This is a genomic window from Microbacterium hydrocarbonoxydans (assembly GCF_011752045.1).
Lineage (GTDB): Bacteria > Actinomycetota > Actinomycetes > Actinomycetales > Microbacteriaceae > Microbacterium.
In genome coordinates, this window is record NZ_JAAKXW010000001.1 from 1,232,811 (window position 1) to 1,247,116 (window position 14,306).

Sequence of the window (14,306 nt, forward strand, 5' to 3'; positions counted from 1 at the left end):
CGCCAGAAACCGACAACACCTGATCCCCATCCCGGACCGCGAAGGAGCGCCCATCATGACCGACGTCAACCTCTCCGACACCTCCACCTGGCTGCCGCTGGACGGGCTGGCCCCCGGCTTCGACGCCAGCAAGGCCGAGCTCAGCGACGCCCTCGACGGACGCACGTTCACCGTCGTCGACGAGCGCGGAACGCGCATCACGCACACCTTCGGCCCTGGCACGGTGAGCTGGAAGTACGAGCCGGGTGCCGGCGACGACACCGCCGCCGCAGAGGACACCGACGACTGCGAGGTCATCGAGGTCGCCGAGGACCTGTTCTACGCGCAGTTCCACCACAGGTACCTGCCGAACGAGGCGGTCACGCTGATCCTCGACCTCGCCAGCGGCCACGCCCTCTCCGTCATCTCCATCCTCGGCCAGGCCGAACCAGGGAAGACCGCCGTGCAGATGGTGTTCGCCCCCGGGACCATCGAGGGCATCGAGACCCGCGGCGAGGCGCCCGCGCCCACCGAGGAGCTCATCGGCCGCCGGGTGCTGTGGGTGTACTCCAGCATCCACGCGTACGAGCACGTCTACCTCTCCCCGCACTGGTACACCTGGCAGTGCCTCGCCGGCCCCGAGCAGGGGCTCGCCGACACCGACGCGAACACGGTGTGGAAGGTGCGCCCCGGCATCTACGTCTTCACGTGGCGCGAGAAGGTCATCCCGTGCGGCTCGGTGACCATCGCCGACCACCGCGACCAGAAGGCGATCCGCTCGCACGGCGTGCTGTTCGGCTGGGACGAGAGCGGCACGACGCCGACCCACTTCACCTTCGGCGCCCACGGCCGCCTGCTGTCGAACACCGTGCACCCGGTCGAGTACGACCCGGCGCGGGCACTGGAGCGCTGAGCATGACGACCATCGCCGACCTCATCCTCACCGGCGCGACGGTGCGCACGGCGGACCGGGCCAATCCGCTCGCGGAGGCGATCGCGGTCGCCGATGGTCGCATCCTCGCCGTCGGCACGGCCGCCGAGGTCGACGCGCTCCGCGGACGCCGCACGGAGGTGCGCGACCTCGGCGGTGCCGCCGTCTACCCCGGTTTCGTCGACGTGCACAACCACCACGCGATCGCAGGAGTGACCGAGCTGTTCGAGCTGTCGTTCGGGACGTCTCTCGGCCTGGACGAGATCCTCGACCTCGTCCGCGAGCGCGCGGCGTCCCTGCCCGAGGGCTCCTGGATCACCGGCGGCTCCTGGGCGAGCACGCTGATGGACGAGCTGAACACGACCGCGGCGCGCGAGCGCCTGGACGAGGCCGCCGGGGGACGCCCGGTCATGCTCTCCGACGACAGCCACCACAACCGATGGGCGAACAGCGCGGCGCTGCGGCTCGCCGGGATCTCGAAGGACGCGATCCCGGACGACGGCGTGACCCTGGTCGACCCGGCCGACGGCGAGCCGACCGGTGTGCTCCTCGAGGCCGCAGGCATCCTCGTCGCGCAGGCGCACGCCCGCGACGGCGGCCTGTCCGCCGAACAGCACCGGCAGGCGTCGCGACGCGGCGTCGAGCTGCTCAACGGCTTCGGCGTGACGGCGTTCCAGGATGCCGCGGCGTCGCTGGACATCCTCGGCGCGCTGAAGTCGCTCGACGACGCGGGCGAGCTGAACGCCTGGGTCGTGTCGAGCCTGACGATCAACGACGAGATCTTCGGCTACGACACCATCGGCGATGCCCTGATCGCGCGCGGAGAGGAGTTCCGCACGGCCCACCACCGCCCGGACTTCGTGAAGATCTTCCTCGACGGCGTGCCCCCGGCTCGCACCGCGCTCTTCATCGACCCGTACCTGCCCGACGACGTGCACGGCGCGCACTTCCACGGCACGACGACGATGTCCTTCGACGAGCTCTACGACTGGCTCCGCCGGGTCGCCGAACGGGGTCTGGGCGCCAAGGTGCACGCCACCGGCGACGGCTCGGCGCGCCTCCTCCTCGACGTGGTCGAACGCCTCCGCTCCGAGGGGTTCACCGACACGCCCTTCCAGATCGCGCACGGGCAGTTCCTCGCGGACGACGACATCCGCCGGCTCGTCGATCTCCGCGTGAGCGCGGACATCTCCCCGTTCATCTGGTACCCCGGCGTCATCCCGGATGCTCTCGCGGCCGTGCTCGGCGATCGCGCAGAGCACTCGCAGCCGAACCGCTCGATCCTCGACGCGGGCGGTGTCGTCGCCGGGGGCTCGGACTGGCCGGTCGTCGACTCTCCGAACCCGCTGGAGGGCATGCAGGGCCTGGTCACCCGCGCCGACCCGCTCGGCCGCGCACCGGGGACGCTGTGGCTCGAGCAGGCCATCACGGCGGAGGAGGCCCTCGAGGTGTTCACGATCAACGCGGCGACCGCGATGGGACTCACACACGAGACCGGCTCGATCGAGGTCGGCAAGTCCGCCGACCTCGTCGTCCTCGATCGCGATGCCGTCGCGGGCCCCGCCGACCGGATCATCCACACGCGCGTGCTGTCGACCTGGTTCGCGGGCCGCGAGGTGCACACGGCGGGCTGAGGCGGAGGTGCCCCGATACGATGAGTCGATGCGACGGTTCCCTGCCTCGGTGTACGGGATCGGTGAAGAACCCGATCCGCGCTTCTCCCTGGCCAACGAGCGCACCTTCCTCGCCTGGACGCGCACGGGCCTGGCGCTGATCGCCGGCGGCGTGGCCCTCGAGGTGCTGGGGCTCGACCTGCAGCCAGGCTTCCGGCTCGCCGCATCCCTCCTGCTGATCGTCGCGGGCACCGCCGTGGCGCCGCTCGCCTGGTGGGAGTGGATGCGCGCCGAGCGTGCCCTGCGCCTCGCCCGGCCGCTCCCGGGCGCGTTCTCGGCGGTGCTGCTCGCGGTCGTCGTCGTCACGGTCGGGCTGCTCGTGACCGCCGGGGTGCTCTGGCGATGAGCGGACCCGGTCCGTTCGACCCCGGCCTGCAGGTGGAGCGCACGGAACTCGCCTGGCGGAGGACGGCGCTCGCCATCGCGATCGGCTCGCTGCTCTCGCTGCGGGTGCTGCCTCTCGCGCTGCCAGAGGCCGCGCTCGGGTGGGGATTCGCCCCCGGCCTCGCCGGCCTGCTCGCGGCGTGCGCGCTGTGGTTCGCCGCGCGCCGCCGCCAGCTGCGGCTGAGCGCGGTGCTCGCCGGAGACGGCGCCGCTTCGCGGCCCGGCGGGCGTCTGCTGTTCGCGCTGACCGCCTTCGGGACGGGATTCGGCGTGCTCGCGCTGCTCTTCGCGACGATGTCGGCGCTGTGATGACGGCCGGCGCGGCGGCGATGATCGGCATCCCGGGCGGACGGCTGCTCATGGGGTCGGCCGACGGCTACCCGGAGGAAGGGCCGGTGGTCGAGATCGAGGTCGCCGCGTTCGAGCTCGAGGAGCATCCGGTCACCAACGCGGACTTCCTCCGCTTCGTCGCCGACACCGGGTACACCACCGTCGCCGAGCTCGCCCCCGATCCTGCGGACTTCCCGGGCGCCGACCCGGCCACGCTCGTACCCGGCGCCCTCGTCTTCACCACGACGCCGGGCCCCGTCGACCTTCGCGACTGGCGACAGTGGTGGCGCTGGCAGCCCGGAGCGTCCTGGCGGGCACCGGAGGGACCGGGTTCCGGCATCGCCGACCGGATGTCCCACCCGGTCGTCCAGGTCGCCTACGCGGATGCCGCCGCCTACGCCGAGTGGGCCGGGAAGCGGCTGCCCACCGAGGCCGAGTGGGAGTGGGCGGCCCGCGGCGGGCTGGTCGGCGCGCGCTACGCCTGGGGCGACGAGCTGCGCCCCGCCGGCGAGCTGATGGCCAACACCTGGCAGGGCGCCTTCCCGTACCGCAACGACGGCGCGGCGGGATGGACGGGGACGTCCCCGGTGGGCTCCTTCGCCGCCAACGGCTACGGGCTCAAGGACATGATCGGCAACGTCTGGGAGTGGACGGCCGACCCCTGGACGCCCCGCCACGGGATGCGACCCACCGTGCAGCCGGAAGCGCGCGCCACGCTCCTCGACGGAGCCGGAGGGCCCGCGCGTCGCGTGACGAAGGGCGGCTCGCACCTCTGCGCGCCGGAGTACTGCATGCGCTACCGGCCGGCGGCGCGCTCTTCCCAGACGGAGGACTCGGCCACCACGCATCTCGGCTTCCGCTGCGCGCGCTGACCGCCGGCCCTGCGCCGGCCGCGCCGACCGCAGCGCAAGCCGGACCGGATCAGTCGGCGAGCGCCTGCACGGCGCGCCCGACGGCCCTCAGCTCTGTCGCGTCGTGCTGCGACCGCGCACCGGGCACATAGCGCACGCGCCGCAGCGCCCCGCCGCGGAACGGGTAGGAGCGGTGCGCCTCGTGGAGCTCCCAGTCCACGGGGCCGCCGTAGTCGTATCCGACGCTGATGCCAGTGAACGGAGCCATGCCGAGCAGCATCGGCACGTCGTCGACGACCGCCTGCTCCGCCTCGTCGACCAGCACGGTCAGGCGCCACCGGAGTCCCGGCAGCTCGTCGACCCGCACGACGATGCGGTGCGCTCCCCCGGCCAGACGCCTGCCTCGGGCGCGGTGCATCGCACCGTAGGCGTTGTAGACGAGCAGCGGAGCGCCTTCATCGATCGCGAGCAGATAGCCTCCGCCCTGATCGCCGTGCGCGACGACGACGCCGGCAGTCCCCTCCCCTGCTTCGAGATCCACTTCGATCGCGAACGAGCGCAGCACGGTGAGCTTCGCCGAGCGGAAGCGCTCCAGCGGCGGACGGAAGGGCACGAGATCCACCGGGTCGGACAGCGGTTCCTCCGTGTCCGGTCGCAGGCGGAACAGCGACCCGTCGTCATCCAGCGGAAAGACCGTGTTGCGCCAGGCCTCCGTGCGCCAGCGCTCGGCCATCCGCGCCACCCGCTCCGGAGCCACGGCCGCGAGGTCCTCCGTCTCGGTCGGGTCCGAAGCCAGGTCGTAGAGCTCCCAGGTGCCGCCTGATGCTCCTTCCGCGCTCGTCGGGGCGATCGGCGAGAGCACCTTCCAGTCGCCCTCCACCAGCGCACGCCTGCCCACGCATTCGAAGTACTGCACGTCGCGCCCCGGCCCTGCGGGGTCGGCGAGCACCCCGGCGATGCTGTCGCCGTCCATCTCCTGCGCCGGGCGACCTCCCCTCTCGGCGAGCGCGGGGACGCCGGCGAGATCGAGCAGGGTCGGGGCGAGATCCGACACGAACACGAACTGGTCGCGCAGCCCGCCCGCCATCGGCGCGCCGGGCCAGGAGACGATCAGCGGCGCGTGCACACCGCCCTCGTATGTGGTCGCCTTGAACGATCGGAACGGGGTGTTCGACACCCGCGCCCATCCGGTCGGATACTGCCCGAAAAGGCGTGGCCCGCCGATCTCGTCGATGTCCCGGGGAACGTCGGTCACCCATCCCTCCGGCATCCCGCCGTGGGTGCCGAACTGGGCGAAGTAGCTCCGCGTCCCGCTCGGACCGCCCTCGGCCGTCCCGCCGTTGTCGCTCGCCAGCACGACGATGGTGTTCTCCCGCTCGCCGCTGCGCTCGAGCCGCTCGAGCAGGCGGCCGACGCTCTGGTCGATCTCGTCGACGGCCGCGGCGTACACCTCCATGTGCCGGGCGAAAAGCCGGCGCTCGTCGTCGCCGAGCGCCTCCCAGCGGGGGATGCGGTCGCCGTCGGCGAGCCGGTCGTCCGGCAGCACGGCGTGCGCGGGGACGATGCCGCGTTCGCGCTGCCGGGCGAACCGCTCCTCGCGCAGCGCGTTCCACCCGGCCTCGTACCGGCCGCGGTACTTCTCGATGTCGGCGTCCTTCGCCTGGATCGGCCCGTGCACCGAGGTGTGCGCGTAGTAGAGGAAGAAGGGCCTGTCCGGGTCGTTCACCCGCAGGTCGTCGATCATGCCGATGGCCCGGTCGGTGAGCTCGTCGGTGAGGAAGAACCCCTCGGGGAACTCGCGGATGTCGACGACGGCGTTGTCCTGCACGAGCCGGTGCGGATGGTGCAGCGAGGTGAACCCGTCCATGCTGCCGAAGTAGCGGTCGAATCCGCGCTGCAGCGGCCACGTCGACCGGTCGGCGCCGTCGTGCAGCCGGGACTCCAGCGTGAGGTGCCACTTGCCCACCATGAAGGTGGCATATCCCCCGGCGCGCAGCGACTCCGCGAGGGTGGGCGCGTCCGCCGGGAGCTCGCAGGTGAAACCGGGGTAGCCCGGATCGATGTGCGCGACGAAGCCGAACCCGGCCCGGTGCGGGTTGAGCCCGGTGAGCAGCGCCGCCCTCGCCGGCGAGCACATCGGCGCCGTGCGGTAGTTCGTGAAGGTCCACCCCTCCGCCGCGAGCGCGTCGATGTGTGGCGTGTCGATCTCTCCGCCGAAGGGGCCGAGGTCGCTGAAGCCCAGGTCGTCGATGAGCATCACGATGATGTTCGGCGCCTTCTCGCCGGCGCGGACCGGGGCGGGCCACCAGGGCTCGGATTCCGAGGTGAACTCCTCGGCCCGGCCGCCGAACGCCCCGTAGCCGCGTGCGTCGTCCGTCGACATCTAGCCCGCCTTCCGGATCAGCTCGAAGATCTCGGTGCGCAGTTCCGCGAAGGCCGGGAGCGCTCGCGTGGCGAGCTGGTCGCGCGGACCGCCGAAGTCGATCTCGATGATCTCGGTGACCTTCGCCGGCCGCTCCCCGAGGACGACGACCCGGTCGGAGAGGTAGACGGCCTCGTCGATGTCGTGCGTGACGATCACGATCGTCATCCCGAACTGGTCGCGGATCCGCAGGCACAGGTCCTCGAGCTCGAACCGCGTCTGCGCGTCGACGGAGGCGAACGGCTCGTCCATCACGAGAACCTCAGGGCGGTAGGCGATGGCGCGCGCGATCGCGACGCGCTGCTGCATGCCGCCGGACAGCTGCCAGGGGAACTTCGCCTCGGCACCGGAGAGCCCGACGGCGGCGAGCGCCGAGGCGATGCGCTCCTCGCGCTCGACGACGGGCAGGCGCAGATGCCGGAGCGGGAGGCGGACGTTCTTCTCGACGGTGAGCCACGGCATCAGAGACCGCGTGTACTCCTGGAAGACGAGGGCCATCTCCTCCGGCGGCCCGTCGATGGGGCGTCCGTCGATCGCGGCACTGCCGGCGGTGATCCCCTGAAGCCCGGTGAGGCACTTGAGCAGCGTCGTCTTGCCGATGCCGGAGGGGCCGACGATGCAGCACACCTCCCCCACGTGGACGTCGAAGGTGAGGTCGGCGATCACGGGGACGGGACCGTTCTTGGTCTGGTAGGACTTTGCCAGCCCGTCGACGCGGAGCCGGACGGGGGCCTGATCTGTGGAGGTCATGAGTTCTTCTCCTGCTGCTGGGAGGCGATGTACCAGCGCAGCACACGGCGCCGGAAGAGGGTGAAGAGCGCCGTGGCCAGGTAGCCGATGACGCCGAGGACGAGGATGCCGGCCCACATGTCCGGGATCGCGAACGACTGCTGCGCGAGCAGGGTCGCTGCGCCGAGCCCGGTCGATGAGCCCAGCATCTCGCTGGCGATCATGACGACGAAGGCCGTGATCAGGCTCACCTGCATCCCCGAGAGGATGCGCGGGCTCGCCGCCGGGAGCATCACAGAGAACAGCCGCTCCGCCGCGCTGAGCCGGTACACCCTGCTCACCATCTCGAGCGTGGGCTCGCCCGCGCGGACGCCGTCGATCGTCGAGATGAGGATCGGGAACACGGCGGCGAGGGTGATCGAGAGGACGCGGGTCTCGTTGCCGAAGCCGATCAGCGAGACGAAGATCGGCACGAGCGCGACGGGCGGGATGGCGCGGAAGAAGTGGATCGTCGGCTCGACGAACAAGCTCAGCACCCTGACCAGCCCGAGGGCGAGGCCGAGCAGCACCCCGATGACCGTGGCGAGGAGGAACGAGACGACGAGGTTGCCGACCGACGACGCCACGTCGACGAGGAACGCCGGAGTCTGCACGAGCTGCCAGAGCCGCTCGACGATGCGCTGCAGCGGCGGGAAGAAGGCGTTGAGCGACCCGGCCGAAGCGAACCACCACAGACCGAGCAGCATCACCGGCACCGCGATCTCCGCGCCGATCAGGAGCCAGCGGGGTGCGGACCCCCTGCTCTGCCGGCGGGCGATCCTGGTGCGCACCTGGATCGAGGACGTGAGCGTCATCAGAGGACCTGCTTCCGGTATTGCGGATGCCAGTGCAGCAGCCGCCGCTCGCCCCACTGGCTGAGCCCCTGCACCAGCAGTCCGAGGATGCCGAGGATGAGGACGTAGGCGAACAGCTGCGGCTGGTTCCCGGCGATCTGCGAGAGCAGCAGGCTCTGTCCGAGTCCCGGGCCGCCGCCGAGGAGGCCGGCCACCACGGCGACGACGAGCGAGGTCGGCGCCGCGACCCTGACCGCCGTGCCGATGTACGGCAGTGCGCTCGGCAGCACGATCCGGCCGAGGATCTCGGCGCGGCTCATGCCGTAGGAGCGGCCGGTGGCGCGCGCCACCGGATCGGTGTCGAAGACCCCCGCGGAGGACTGGACCGCGATCGCGATGAAGCACCCGAAGAACACCAGGAAGATGCCCATGCCCCAGGTGGGCCCGAGGACCAGCACCACGACGGGCAGGATGACGATCGGCGGGATGGGCTTGAGGAACTCGAGCGGCACCCTCGTGGCGTGCATCGCCAGCGGCGAGGTGCCGACGGCGACGCCGATCGTGACGCCGACGGCGATCGCGAGCAGCAGGCCGCCGAGCGCCATGGTGAGCGTGTCGCCCAGCGCGGTCCACATCGCACCGGTCCCGAGGAGCCGGAGGGCCTCGCCGATCGCGGCCGTGGCCGGTGGCAGCGGCGAGGTGGCGAGCGGCCCCGCGGTCGCCGTCCACTCCCAGAGGGCCAGCGCCGCGATGACGCCGGCCGCTCCGACGAGCGGGGGAAGCAGTCGTGAGTCCTTCATGTCACTCGGCCGCGACGATGACGCCCTCGAGGTCGACCGGGGCGGGGAGGAATCCGAGGGCGACGAGCTTCTCGTCGACCCTCTCGAGCTCCTCCGGCTTCACCTCGAGCGGCCAGAACGGCACCTTCACCTGGTCGAGGGTGAGCTTGGACCCGGTGTAGTCGAGGCCGGCCTGGATGGCCTCCTCCGGGTGCTCGTTCGCGTAGGCGTTCGTCTTCGCGATGGCCCGCTGGAACGCCGCGATGACGTCGGCCTTCCCCTGCAGCGTCGCCGCTCCGGCCGTCCAGAGTCCGGTGGCACCCTCCTCGAAGAACCGCACCGACGGCGACGACAGGCGCACCGCGCCGATCGCGTCCGCCTCGGCGGTGAACGGGTTCACCAGTCCCGCGGCGTCGACCGTGCCGCTCTCGAGCGCGGCGACCGCGGAGGTGAAGTCCAGCACGACCCACTCGACCGCTCCCGCGTCGATCCCCTCTTTCTCGAGCGCCTCCGCGATGACGACCTCGAGCTGCGCCTTGCGTGCGGGGACCGCGATCGTCGCGCCCTCGAGGTCGGCGACCGAGGAGATGCCGCTGGCCGCGCTCGCGTAGAGGCCGGTGTCGTCGAGGGCGTCCGGATCATCCGATTCCGCGGCACCGTCGATGTAGCCGTCGGCAGCGCCGACGACCTTGAGCGCCACGCCGCTGGCGAGGGCGTTGAGCAGGGGGATGCTCGGCGAGTACGCGATGTCGACCTGTCCGCTCTGCGCGGCCGCGAGGCCCGCCGGCGGGTTCGCGACGATCGAGGTCTCGATCTCCAGCCCCTCCTCCTCGAAGAAGCCCTGTTCGATGCCGGTGATGAGCGCGCCGTCCGAGGTCAGTCCGATCGTGGCCACCTTGAGCGTGGTCAGCTCCCCGTCCCCTCCGGGCTCGGGGGCGCCGGACGGCGTCGACGAGCAGGCGGCGAGGGCGACGAGCGCCCCCGCTGCGACCAGGGCGCCGATGAAGCGGCGGGTGGGTCGGTTGAGGTTCATCTGACTCTCCTTCGAGTTAGTCACCAGTTGGTGATTAAAAAGATCGTACTCTTGCCTTTTATTCGATTGATCACGATGGGATAACATTAGTCACCACACGGTGACTAAAAAGTGCAAACCTATGATGGTCGGAACGAGGGGGACTCATCATGCCGAAGATCGTCGATCACGACGAGCGCCGCGATCACATCGCCGACGCCGCGGTGAAGGTCATCATCCGGGTCGGCTTCGATCGGCTGACGATGCGCGAGATCGCCACCGAGGCCGGCTACGCGCACGGTGCGATCGCCCGCTACTTCCCCGACAAGAAGAGCCTGCTCACCGCCGCGTTCCTCCGGCTCTACGCCCAGGCGAACGACCGCATCCACGCCGGCATCGAAGGCGTCCGCGGCCTGACCGCGCTGGAGCGCGTCTGCCGGGAGATCCTGCCGTACAGCCCGAACGGCCCCCTGTACGCGCGGGTGGTCATCGCCTTCTGGGATCACGCCTCCCAGGATGACGAGGTGACGCGCATCCACCGGGTCAACAACCTGCACTGGCGCGACCTCTTCCGCCGCTTCCTCCTCGAAGCGCGCGAAGACGGGGAGCTCGCCGACCACGTCGACATCGAGACCGCGGTCAGCGAGGTCGCCTCGCGGAACGCGGGCTGGCAGATGATCTCCGTGCTCATGCCGGACTCGGCGGGCGACGGCCGGCTGGACGACGGTCTCGAGGCGCTGCTCGCGACCTTCCGCCGTCCGAGTGCCGCCGCCCGCTGAACTGTTCATCGGACGCCGTCACGATCCTCGATCAGGAACCGGGCGCCCCGCTCGCCGATCATCGCCGCCGGCGCGTTGGTGTTCCCGGTCGGGACTGTCGGCATGACCGAGGCGTCGATCACGCGGAGCCCCTCGATGCCGCGGACGCGCAGCCGCGGATCGACCACGGCGTCCGCATCCGTCCCCATCCGGCAGGTGCCGACCTGGTGGTGATACGTGATCGCGGTGCGGCGCACCCAGTCCTCGACGTCGGCATCCGCCACCTCGGGGCCCGGGTACACCTCGGTCGCGCCCCACTCCCCCGCGAGGGCGGGCTGCGCGCCGATCCGGCGGCACTGACGGACGGATGCCGCGAGCGAGGCGACGTCGCGCTCATCGGCCAGGGCAGCCAGGTCGATCAGCGGCTGATCGTCGAGCCCGGCACCGGAGAGCGTGAGCGCGCCACGGCTGTGCGGTGTGACCAGGCCCGCCATCAGCGTGAAGCCGTCGTCGCCGCGCGGCTCGAGCTCGCCCCACATCGGCACCGAGAAGTGGATCGGCTGCGTGTCGGGCTCGTCGAGCTCCGGCCGGCTGCGCCAGAACAGGTGCGTCTGCGTCACCGAGACGCCGGGCGTGGGCGGGCCCACCTCCTGTGACGTCGTGAAGATCACCGGGGAGAGCAGGTGGTCGTGCAGGTTCTTCCCCACGCCCGGAGCATCCTGGACGACCGGGATGCCGAGGGTCTCCAGCTCCGCAGCCGGGCCGATGCCCGATCGCAGCAGGATCACCGGGGATCCGATCGCCCCGGCCGACAGGATCACCTCGTCGGCGAGGACGTCCTCTGCCTCGTCGCCTTCTCCGAGACGCACGCCGCGCGCGCGACCGTCCTCGATGATCACCGAGTGCACCTCGCGGCCGGTGAGGATCGTGAGCCGGTCGGCGACCGGCTGCGCGTACGCCATCCAGGTGTTCACCCTGCGCCCGTCGCGGATCGTCACCTGCTGCTGCGAGACGCCGTCGAGCGTGCCGCCGTTGTAGTCCGGGTTGTGCGGAAGCCCCTCCTGCACGGCGGCCTCGATGATCGAGGCCTGCACGGGCGACAGCGGGTAGTCGTCGGTCACGGGCAGCAGATCGTTCTCGATCGCCTCATAGACGGGCTCGACGTCCGCCCAGCCCCAGCCGGTAGCGCCGTCCCGCTCCCAGCCGTCGTAGTCGGAGGCCGCGCCGCGCACCCAGATCATCGCGTTCAGCGCGTGGGAGCCGCCGGTGACCTTTCCGCGGGGCAGGTGCAGCCGCCGTCCGGCGGCGTGCTCCTGAGGCGCGGTGAAGAAGTCCCAGTCGTCTGCGGAGTGCCACAGCTCCCCCGCGCGCGAGGGGTCGTGGATGGCCGGATTGGTGTCGTAGCCGCCCGCCTCGATGAGCGTGACGGCGACGCCCGCGTCGGCGAGCCGCCGGGCGACGATCGCCCCCGACGTGCCTGCGCCGACGACGATCGCCGACCGCACGGCTCAGCCCTTCCGGCCGGGGCCGGAGACGACCTGGGTGACGGCGACGGACTTGAGTCCCTCGACGCCGAATTCGAGGCCGTAGCCCGAGCTCTTCACGCCGCCGAACGGCACCATCGGGTGCAGCCCGCCGTGCGAGTTGATCCACACCGTGCCGGACTGCATGCGCGTCGCGGCGTCGCGTGCGGCGTCGGGGTCGCTCGACCACACCGAGGCGCCGAGGCCCACGTCGACGGCGTTCGCCCAGGCGAAGGCCTCGTCGACGTCGGAGTAGCGGATGACCGGCAGGGCGGGGCCGAACTGCTCCTCCTGCACGAGGGCGGCGTCGTTGTCGATGTCGGCGACGATCGTCGGGCGGTAGAACAGCTCGCCGAGCTCGGGGGCGCTCTCGCCACCGGTCACCACGCGGGCGCCGGAGGCCTTCGCGTCCTCGACGAGGCGGGAGACGATGTCGAACTGGGCCTTGTTCTGCAGCGGGCCGAGGACGTTGTTCTCGTCGAGCCCGTTGCCGATCGGGACGGATGCCGCGATCTCGGCGAGCGCGTCCACGACGTCGTCGTAGACCGAGTCGTGCACGTAGAGGCGCTTCATCGCCGCGCAGGTCTGACCGGTGTTGATGAAGGCGCCCCAGAAGAGGTCCTGCGCGATCGCCGCGGCGTCCGTGCCGGGGAGCACGATGCCGGCGTCGTTGCCGCCGAGCTCCAGGGTGAGGCGCGCGAGGTTGCCCGCCGAGCTCTCGATGATGCGGCGGCCGGTGGCCGTCGAGCCGGTGAACATGATCTTGTCGACGTCCGGGTGCGACGCGAGGCGCGCACCGACCTCACGGTCGCCGGAGATCCCGATGAGCACGTCGGCCGGCAGCACGTCGTTGATCACGGCGAGCATGGCCAGGACGCTCAGCGGCGTGTACTCGCTGGGCTTCGCGACGACGGTGTTGCCCATCCGCAGCGAGGGACCGATCTGCCAGATCGTGATCATCAGCGGCCAGTTCCACGGGCCGATCGCCCCGACGACGCCTGCGGCCTTGTAGACGAGCTCGGCGTGCAGCGTCTCGTCGTCGACGAGCACCTGCGGCTCGAGCACGGTGGCGGCGTTCGTGCGCAGCCAGGCGGAGCAGGCGCCCAGCTCGAAGCGCGCGTTCGGCCCGTTCAGCGGCTTGCCCTGCTCACGGGAGAGCAGATACGCGAGCCCTTCGGCGTTCGCGTCGATCGCGTCGGCCGCGGCGAGCAGCAGCTCGATGCGCTTCTCGTGCCCGAGGGCCTCCCACGCGGGCTGCGCGGCCTTGGCCCTGGCGATGGCGTCGTCGAGGTCGGCGACCGAATGCACGGGAGCCCGGCCGATGACCTCGCGGGTCGCGGCATCCGGGATCTCGCGGCCTGCACCCTCGGGCGCCTGGATGCGGTCGAGCAGCGCGGCGGCTGCGGAAGCGGCGGATTCGGACATCGGGACTCTCCTTCGAGCGGGACGCTGACCCGGGACGCGCGCCCCGGCCTCCCCCTCATTGTCGTTCGCCGCGCGCCGCCGCGCTTGTCGCGGAGCGCGACGGTGATGTCCGAGTGCGAAGGATGCGCCGCTCAGATCCTGGTGAAGTCCTCGAAGATGAGCGTCGTGCGGGTCGAGCGGATCGACGGGATCGCCTGGATGTCCTCCAGGACGATGCGACGGAGGTCTCGGGCGTCGCTGGCCCGGACGAGGAGGATGACGTCGAAGTCGCCGCCGACGAGGGCCATGTGCTCGATCTCGGGGATGGCGCGCAGGCGATCGCTCACCTCCTGCCAGGTCGCCTGCTCGATCGCGAGCATCACGTAGGCGCTGGCGTGATGGCCGAGCAGCACCGGGTCGGTGCGCACCGAGTAGCCGGTGATGACGCCGGCATCCGTGAGGCGCTTGATGCGCGCATGGGCACCGGCGCGCGAGATGTGGACGGCGTCCGCGATCGCCGTCATCGAGGTCCTCGCGTCGCGCCGGAGCTCTTCGAGGATGGCGTGGTCTGTGGCGTCGAGCGTCGTCATGGAACCCCTTCGTTCTGTCAACGAATTCTGACACTTCGAAACTCATGCTGGCAATGAGATGCCATTCATCCATGATTCGCCGATAGTTCTTGGACGTCTGTCGCACAC

At 71.1% G+C, this 14,306-nt stretch carries 14 protein-coding genes; 6 read left to right on the forward strand and 8 right to left on the reverse strand.

What is annotated here, in order from left to right; all coding sequences use genetic code 11:
• Nucleotides 1-55 precede the first annotated feature (55 nt).
• Genes G6G98_RS05845 through G6G98_RS05865 form a run of 5 tightly spaced genes read left to right on the forward strand, consistent with a single transcriptional unit; the run spans nucleotide 56 to nucleotide 4,169 of the window.
• Nucleotides 56-892, forward strand: a complete 837-nt coding sequence (locus tag G6G98_RS05845) for a molybdenum cofactor biosynthesis F family protein (protein ID WP_164233278.1) — start codon at nucleotides 56-58, stop codon at nucleotides 890-892.
• Nucleotides 893-894: 2 nt separating this feature from the next.
• Nucleotides 895-2,544, forward strand: a complete 1,650-nt coding sequence (locus G6G98_RS05850; RefSeq protein ID WP_164233276.1) for an amidohydrolase — start codon at nucleotides 895-897, stop codon at nucleotides 2,542-2,544.
• Between the two features lie 28 nt (nucleotides 2,545-2,572).
• The gene (locus tag G6G98_RS05855) at nucleotides 2,573-2,929 is read left to right on the forward strand and encodes a YidH family protein (RefSeq protein WP_067349961.1); all 357 of its coding nucleotides are present in this window, start codon (nucleotides 2,573-2,575) and stop codon (nucleotides 2,927-2,929) included.
• Nucleotides 2,926-3,276, forward strand: a complete 351-nt coding sequence (locus tag G6G98_RS05860) for a DUF202 domain-containing protein (protein WP_164233274.1) — start codon at nucleotides 2,926-2,928, stop codon at nucleotides 3,274-3,276. The genes G6G98_RS05855 and G6G98_RS05860 overlap by 4 nt, the downstream gene beginning before the upstream one ends.
• Nucleotides 3,276-4,169, forward strand: a complete 894-nt coding sequence (locus tag G6G98_RS05865; RefSeq protein ID WP_164233272.1) for a formylglycine-generating enzyme family protein — start codon at nucleotides 3,276-3,278, stop codon at nucleotides 4,167-4,169. Before G6G98_RS05860 ends, G6G98_RS05865 begins: the two co-directional genes overlap by 1 nt.
• Nucleotides 4,170-4,218: 49 nt before the next feature.
• On the opposite strand, the gene G6G98_RS05870 is transcribed toward G6G98_RS05865, so the two are convergent.
• From G6G98_RS05870 to G6G98_RS05890, 5 genes are read right to left on the reverse strand one after another with little or no spacing between them, the layout of a single operon-like run.
• Nucleotides 4,219-6,531, reverse strand: coding sequence for an arylsulfatase (locus tag G6G98_RS05870; RefSeq protein WP_164233270.1), 2,313 nt, complete (start codon nucleotides 6,529-6,531; stop codon nucleotides 4,219-4,221).
• Complete coding sequence (locus G6G98_RS05875; protein WP_067349950.1) at nucleotides 6,532-7,320, reverse strand: ABC transporter ATP-binding protein; 789 nt, start codon at nucleotides 7,318-7,320, stop codon at nucleotides 6,532-6,534.
• Nucleotides 7,317-8,153: an ABC transporter permease gene (locus G6G98_RS05880; protein WP_164233268.1), complete on the reverse strand. Its 837-nt coding sequence runs from the start codon at nucleotides 8,151-8,153 to the stop codon at nucleotides 7,317-7,319. Before G6G98_RS05880 ends, G6G98_RS05875 begins: the two co-directional genes overlap by 4 nt.
• Entirely contained in the window at nucleotides 8,153-8,932 is a 780-nt protein-coding gene (locus G6G98_RS05885) for an ABC transporter permease (protein ID WP_164233266.1), read from the reverse strand. The genes G6G98_RS05880 and G6G98_RS05885 overlap by 1 nt, the downstream gene beginning before the upstream one ends.
• Nucleotide 8,933: 1 nt before the next feature.
• Entirely contained in the window at nucleotides 8,934-9,944 is a 1,011-nt protein-coding gene (locus G6G98_RS05890) for an ABC transporter substrate-binding protein (protein WP_164233265.1), read from the reverse strand.
• Nucleotides 9,945-10,093: 149 nt separating this feature from the next.
• Here G6G98_RS05890 and G6G98_RS05895 point away from each other — a divergent pair, with 149 nt between their 5' ends.
• Complete coding sequence (locus G6G98_RS05895) at nucleotides 10,094-10,702, forward strand: TetR/AcrR family transcriptional regulator (protein ID WP_164233262.1); 609 nt, start codon at nucleotides 10,094-10,096, stop codon at nucleotides 10,700-10,702.
• A gap of 5 nt (nucleotides 10,703-10,707) precedes the next feature.
• Here G6G98_RS05895 and G6G98_RS05900 read toward each other — a convergent pair whose 3' ends face one another.
• The 3 genes from G6G98_RS05900 to G6G98_RS05910 form a co-directional block, all read right to left on the reverse strand.
• Complete coding sequence (locus tag G6G98_RS05900) at nucleotides 10,708-12,186, reverse strand: GMC family oxidoreductase (protein WP_164233260.1); 1,479 nt, start codon at nucleotides 12,184-12,186, stop codon at nucleotides 10,708-10,710.
• Nucleotides 12,187-12,189: 3 nt separating this feature from the next.
• Nucleotides 12,190-13,629 carry an aldehyde dehydrogenase family protein gene (locus G6G98_RS05905; RefSeq protein ID WP_208321429.1) on the reverse strand — a complete coding sequence of 480 codons (1,440 nt, stop codon included), beginning with the start codon at nucleotides 13,627-13,629 and terminating at the stop codon, nucleotides 12,190-12,192.
• A 131-nt stretch (nucleotides 13,630-13,760) separates the two neighbouring features.
• Complete coding sequence (locus tag G6G98_RS05910; RefSeq protein WP_164233258.1) at nucleotides 13,761-14,198, reverse strand: Lrp/AsnC family transcriptional regulator; 438 nt, start codon at nucleotides 14,196-14,198, stop codon at nucleotides 13,761-13,763.
• Between the last annotated feature and the right edge of the window lie 108 nt (nucleotides 14,199-14,306).

Coding starts and splice junctions, on each gene's coding strand:
- G6G98_RS05910 (WP_164233258.1), bottom strand. CDS start 14,198: ATGACGACGCTCGACGCCACAGACCACGCCATCCTCGAAGAGCTCCGG.
- G6G98_RS05875 (WP_067349950.1), bottom strand. CDS start 7,320: ATGACCTCCACAGATCAGGCCCCCGTCCGGCTCCGCGTCGACGGGCTG.
- G6G98_RS05890 (WP_164233265.1), bottom strand. CDS start 9,944: ATGAACCTCAACCGACCCACCCGCCGCTTCATCGGCGCCCTGGTCGCA.
- G6G98_RS05870 (WP_164233270.1), bottom strand. CDS start 6,531: ATGTCGACGGACGACGCACGCGGCTACGGGGCGTTCGGCGGCCGGGCC.
- G6G98_RS05855 (WP_067349961.1), top strand. CDS start 2,573: ATGCGACGGTTCCCTGCCTCGGTGTACGGGATCGGTGAAGAACCCGAT.
- G6G98_RS05905 (WP_208321429.1), bottom strand. CDS start 13,629: ATGTCCGAATCCGCCGCTTCCGCAGCCGCCGCGCTGCTCGACCGCATC.
- G6G98_RS05865 (WP_164233272.1), top strand. CDS start 3,276: ATGACGGCCGGCGCGGCGGCGATGATCGGCATCCCGGGCGGACGGCTG.
- G6G98_RS05850 (WP_164233276.1), top strand. CDS start 895: ATGACGACCATCGCCGACCTCATCCTCACCGGCGCGACGGTGCGCACG.
- G6G98_RS05885 (WP_164233266.1), bottom strand. CDS start 8,932: ATGAAGGACTCACGACTGCTTCCCCCGCTCGTCGGAGCGGCCGGCGTC.
- G6G98_RS05845 (WP_164233278.1), top strand. CDS start 56: ATGACCGACGTCAACCTCTCCGACACCTCCACCTGGCTGCCGCTGGAC.
- G6G98_RS05860 (WP_164233274.1), top strand. CDS start 2,926: ATGAGCGGACCCGGTCCGTTCGACCCCGGCCTGCAGGTGGAGCGCACG.
- G6G98_RS05895 (WP_164233262.1), top strand. CDS start 10,094: ATGCCGAAGATCGTCGATCACGACGAGCGCCGCGATCACATCGCCGAC.
- G6G98_RS05880 (WP_164233268.1), bottom strand. CDS start 8,153: ATGACGCTCACGTCCTCGATCCAGGTGCGCACCAGGATCGCCCGCCGG.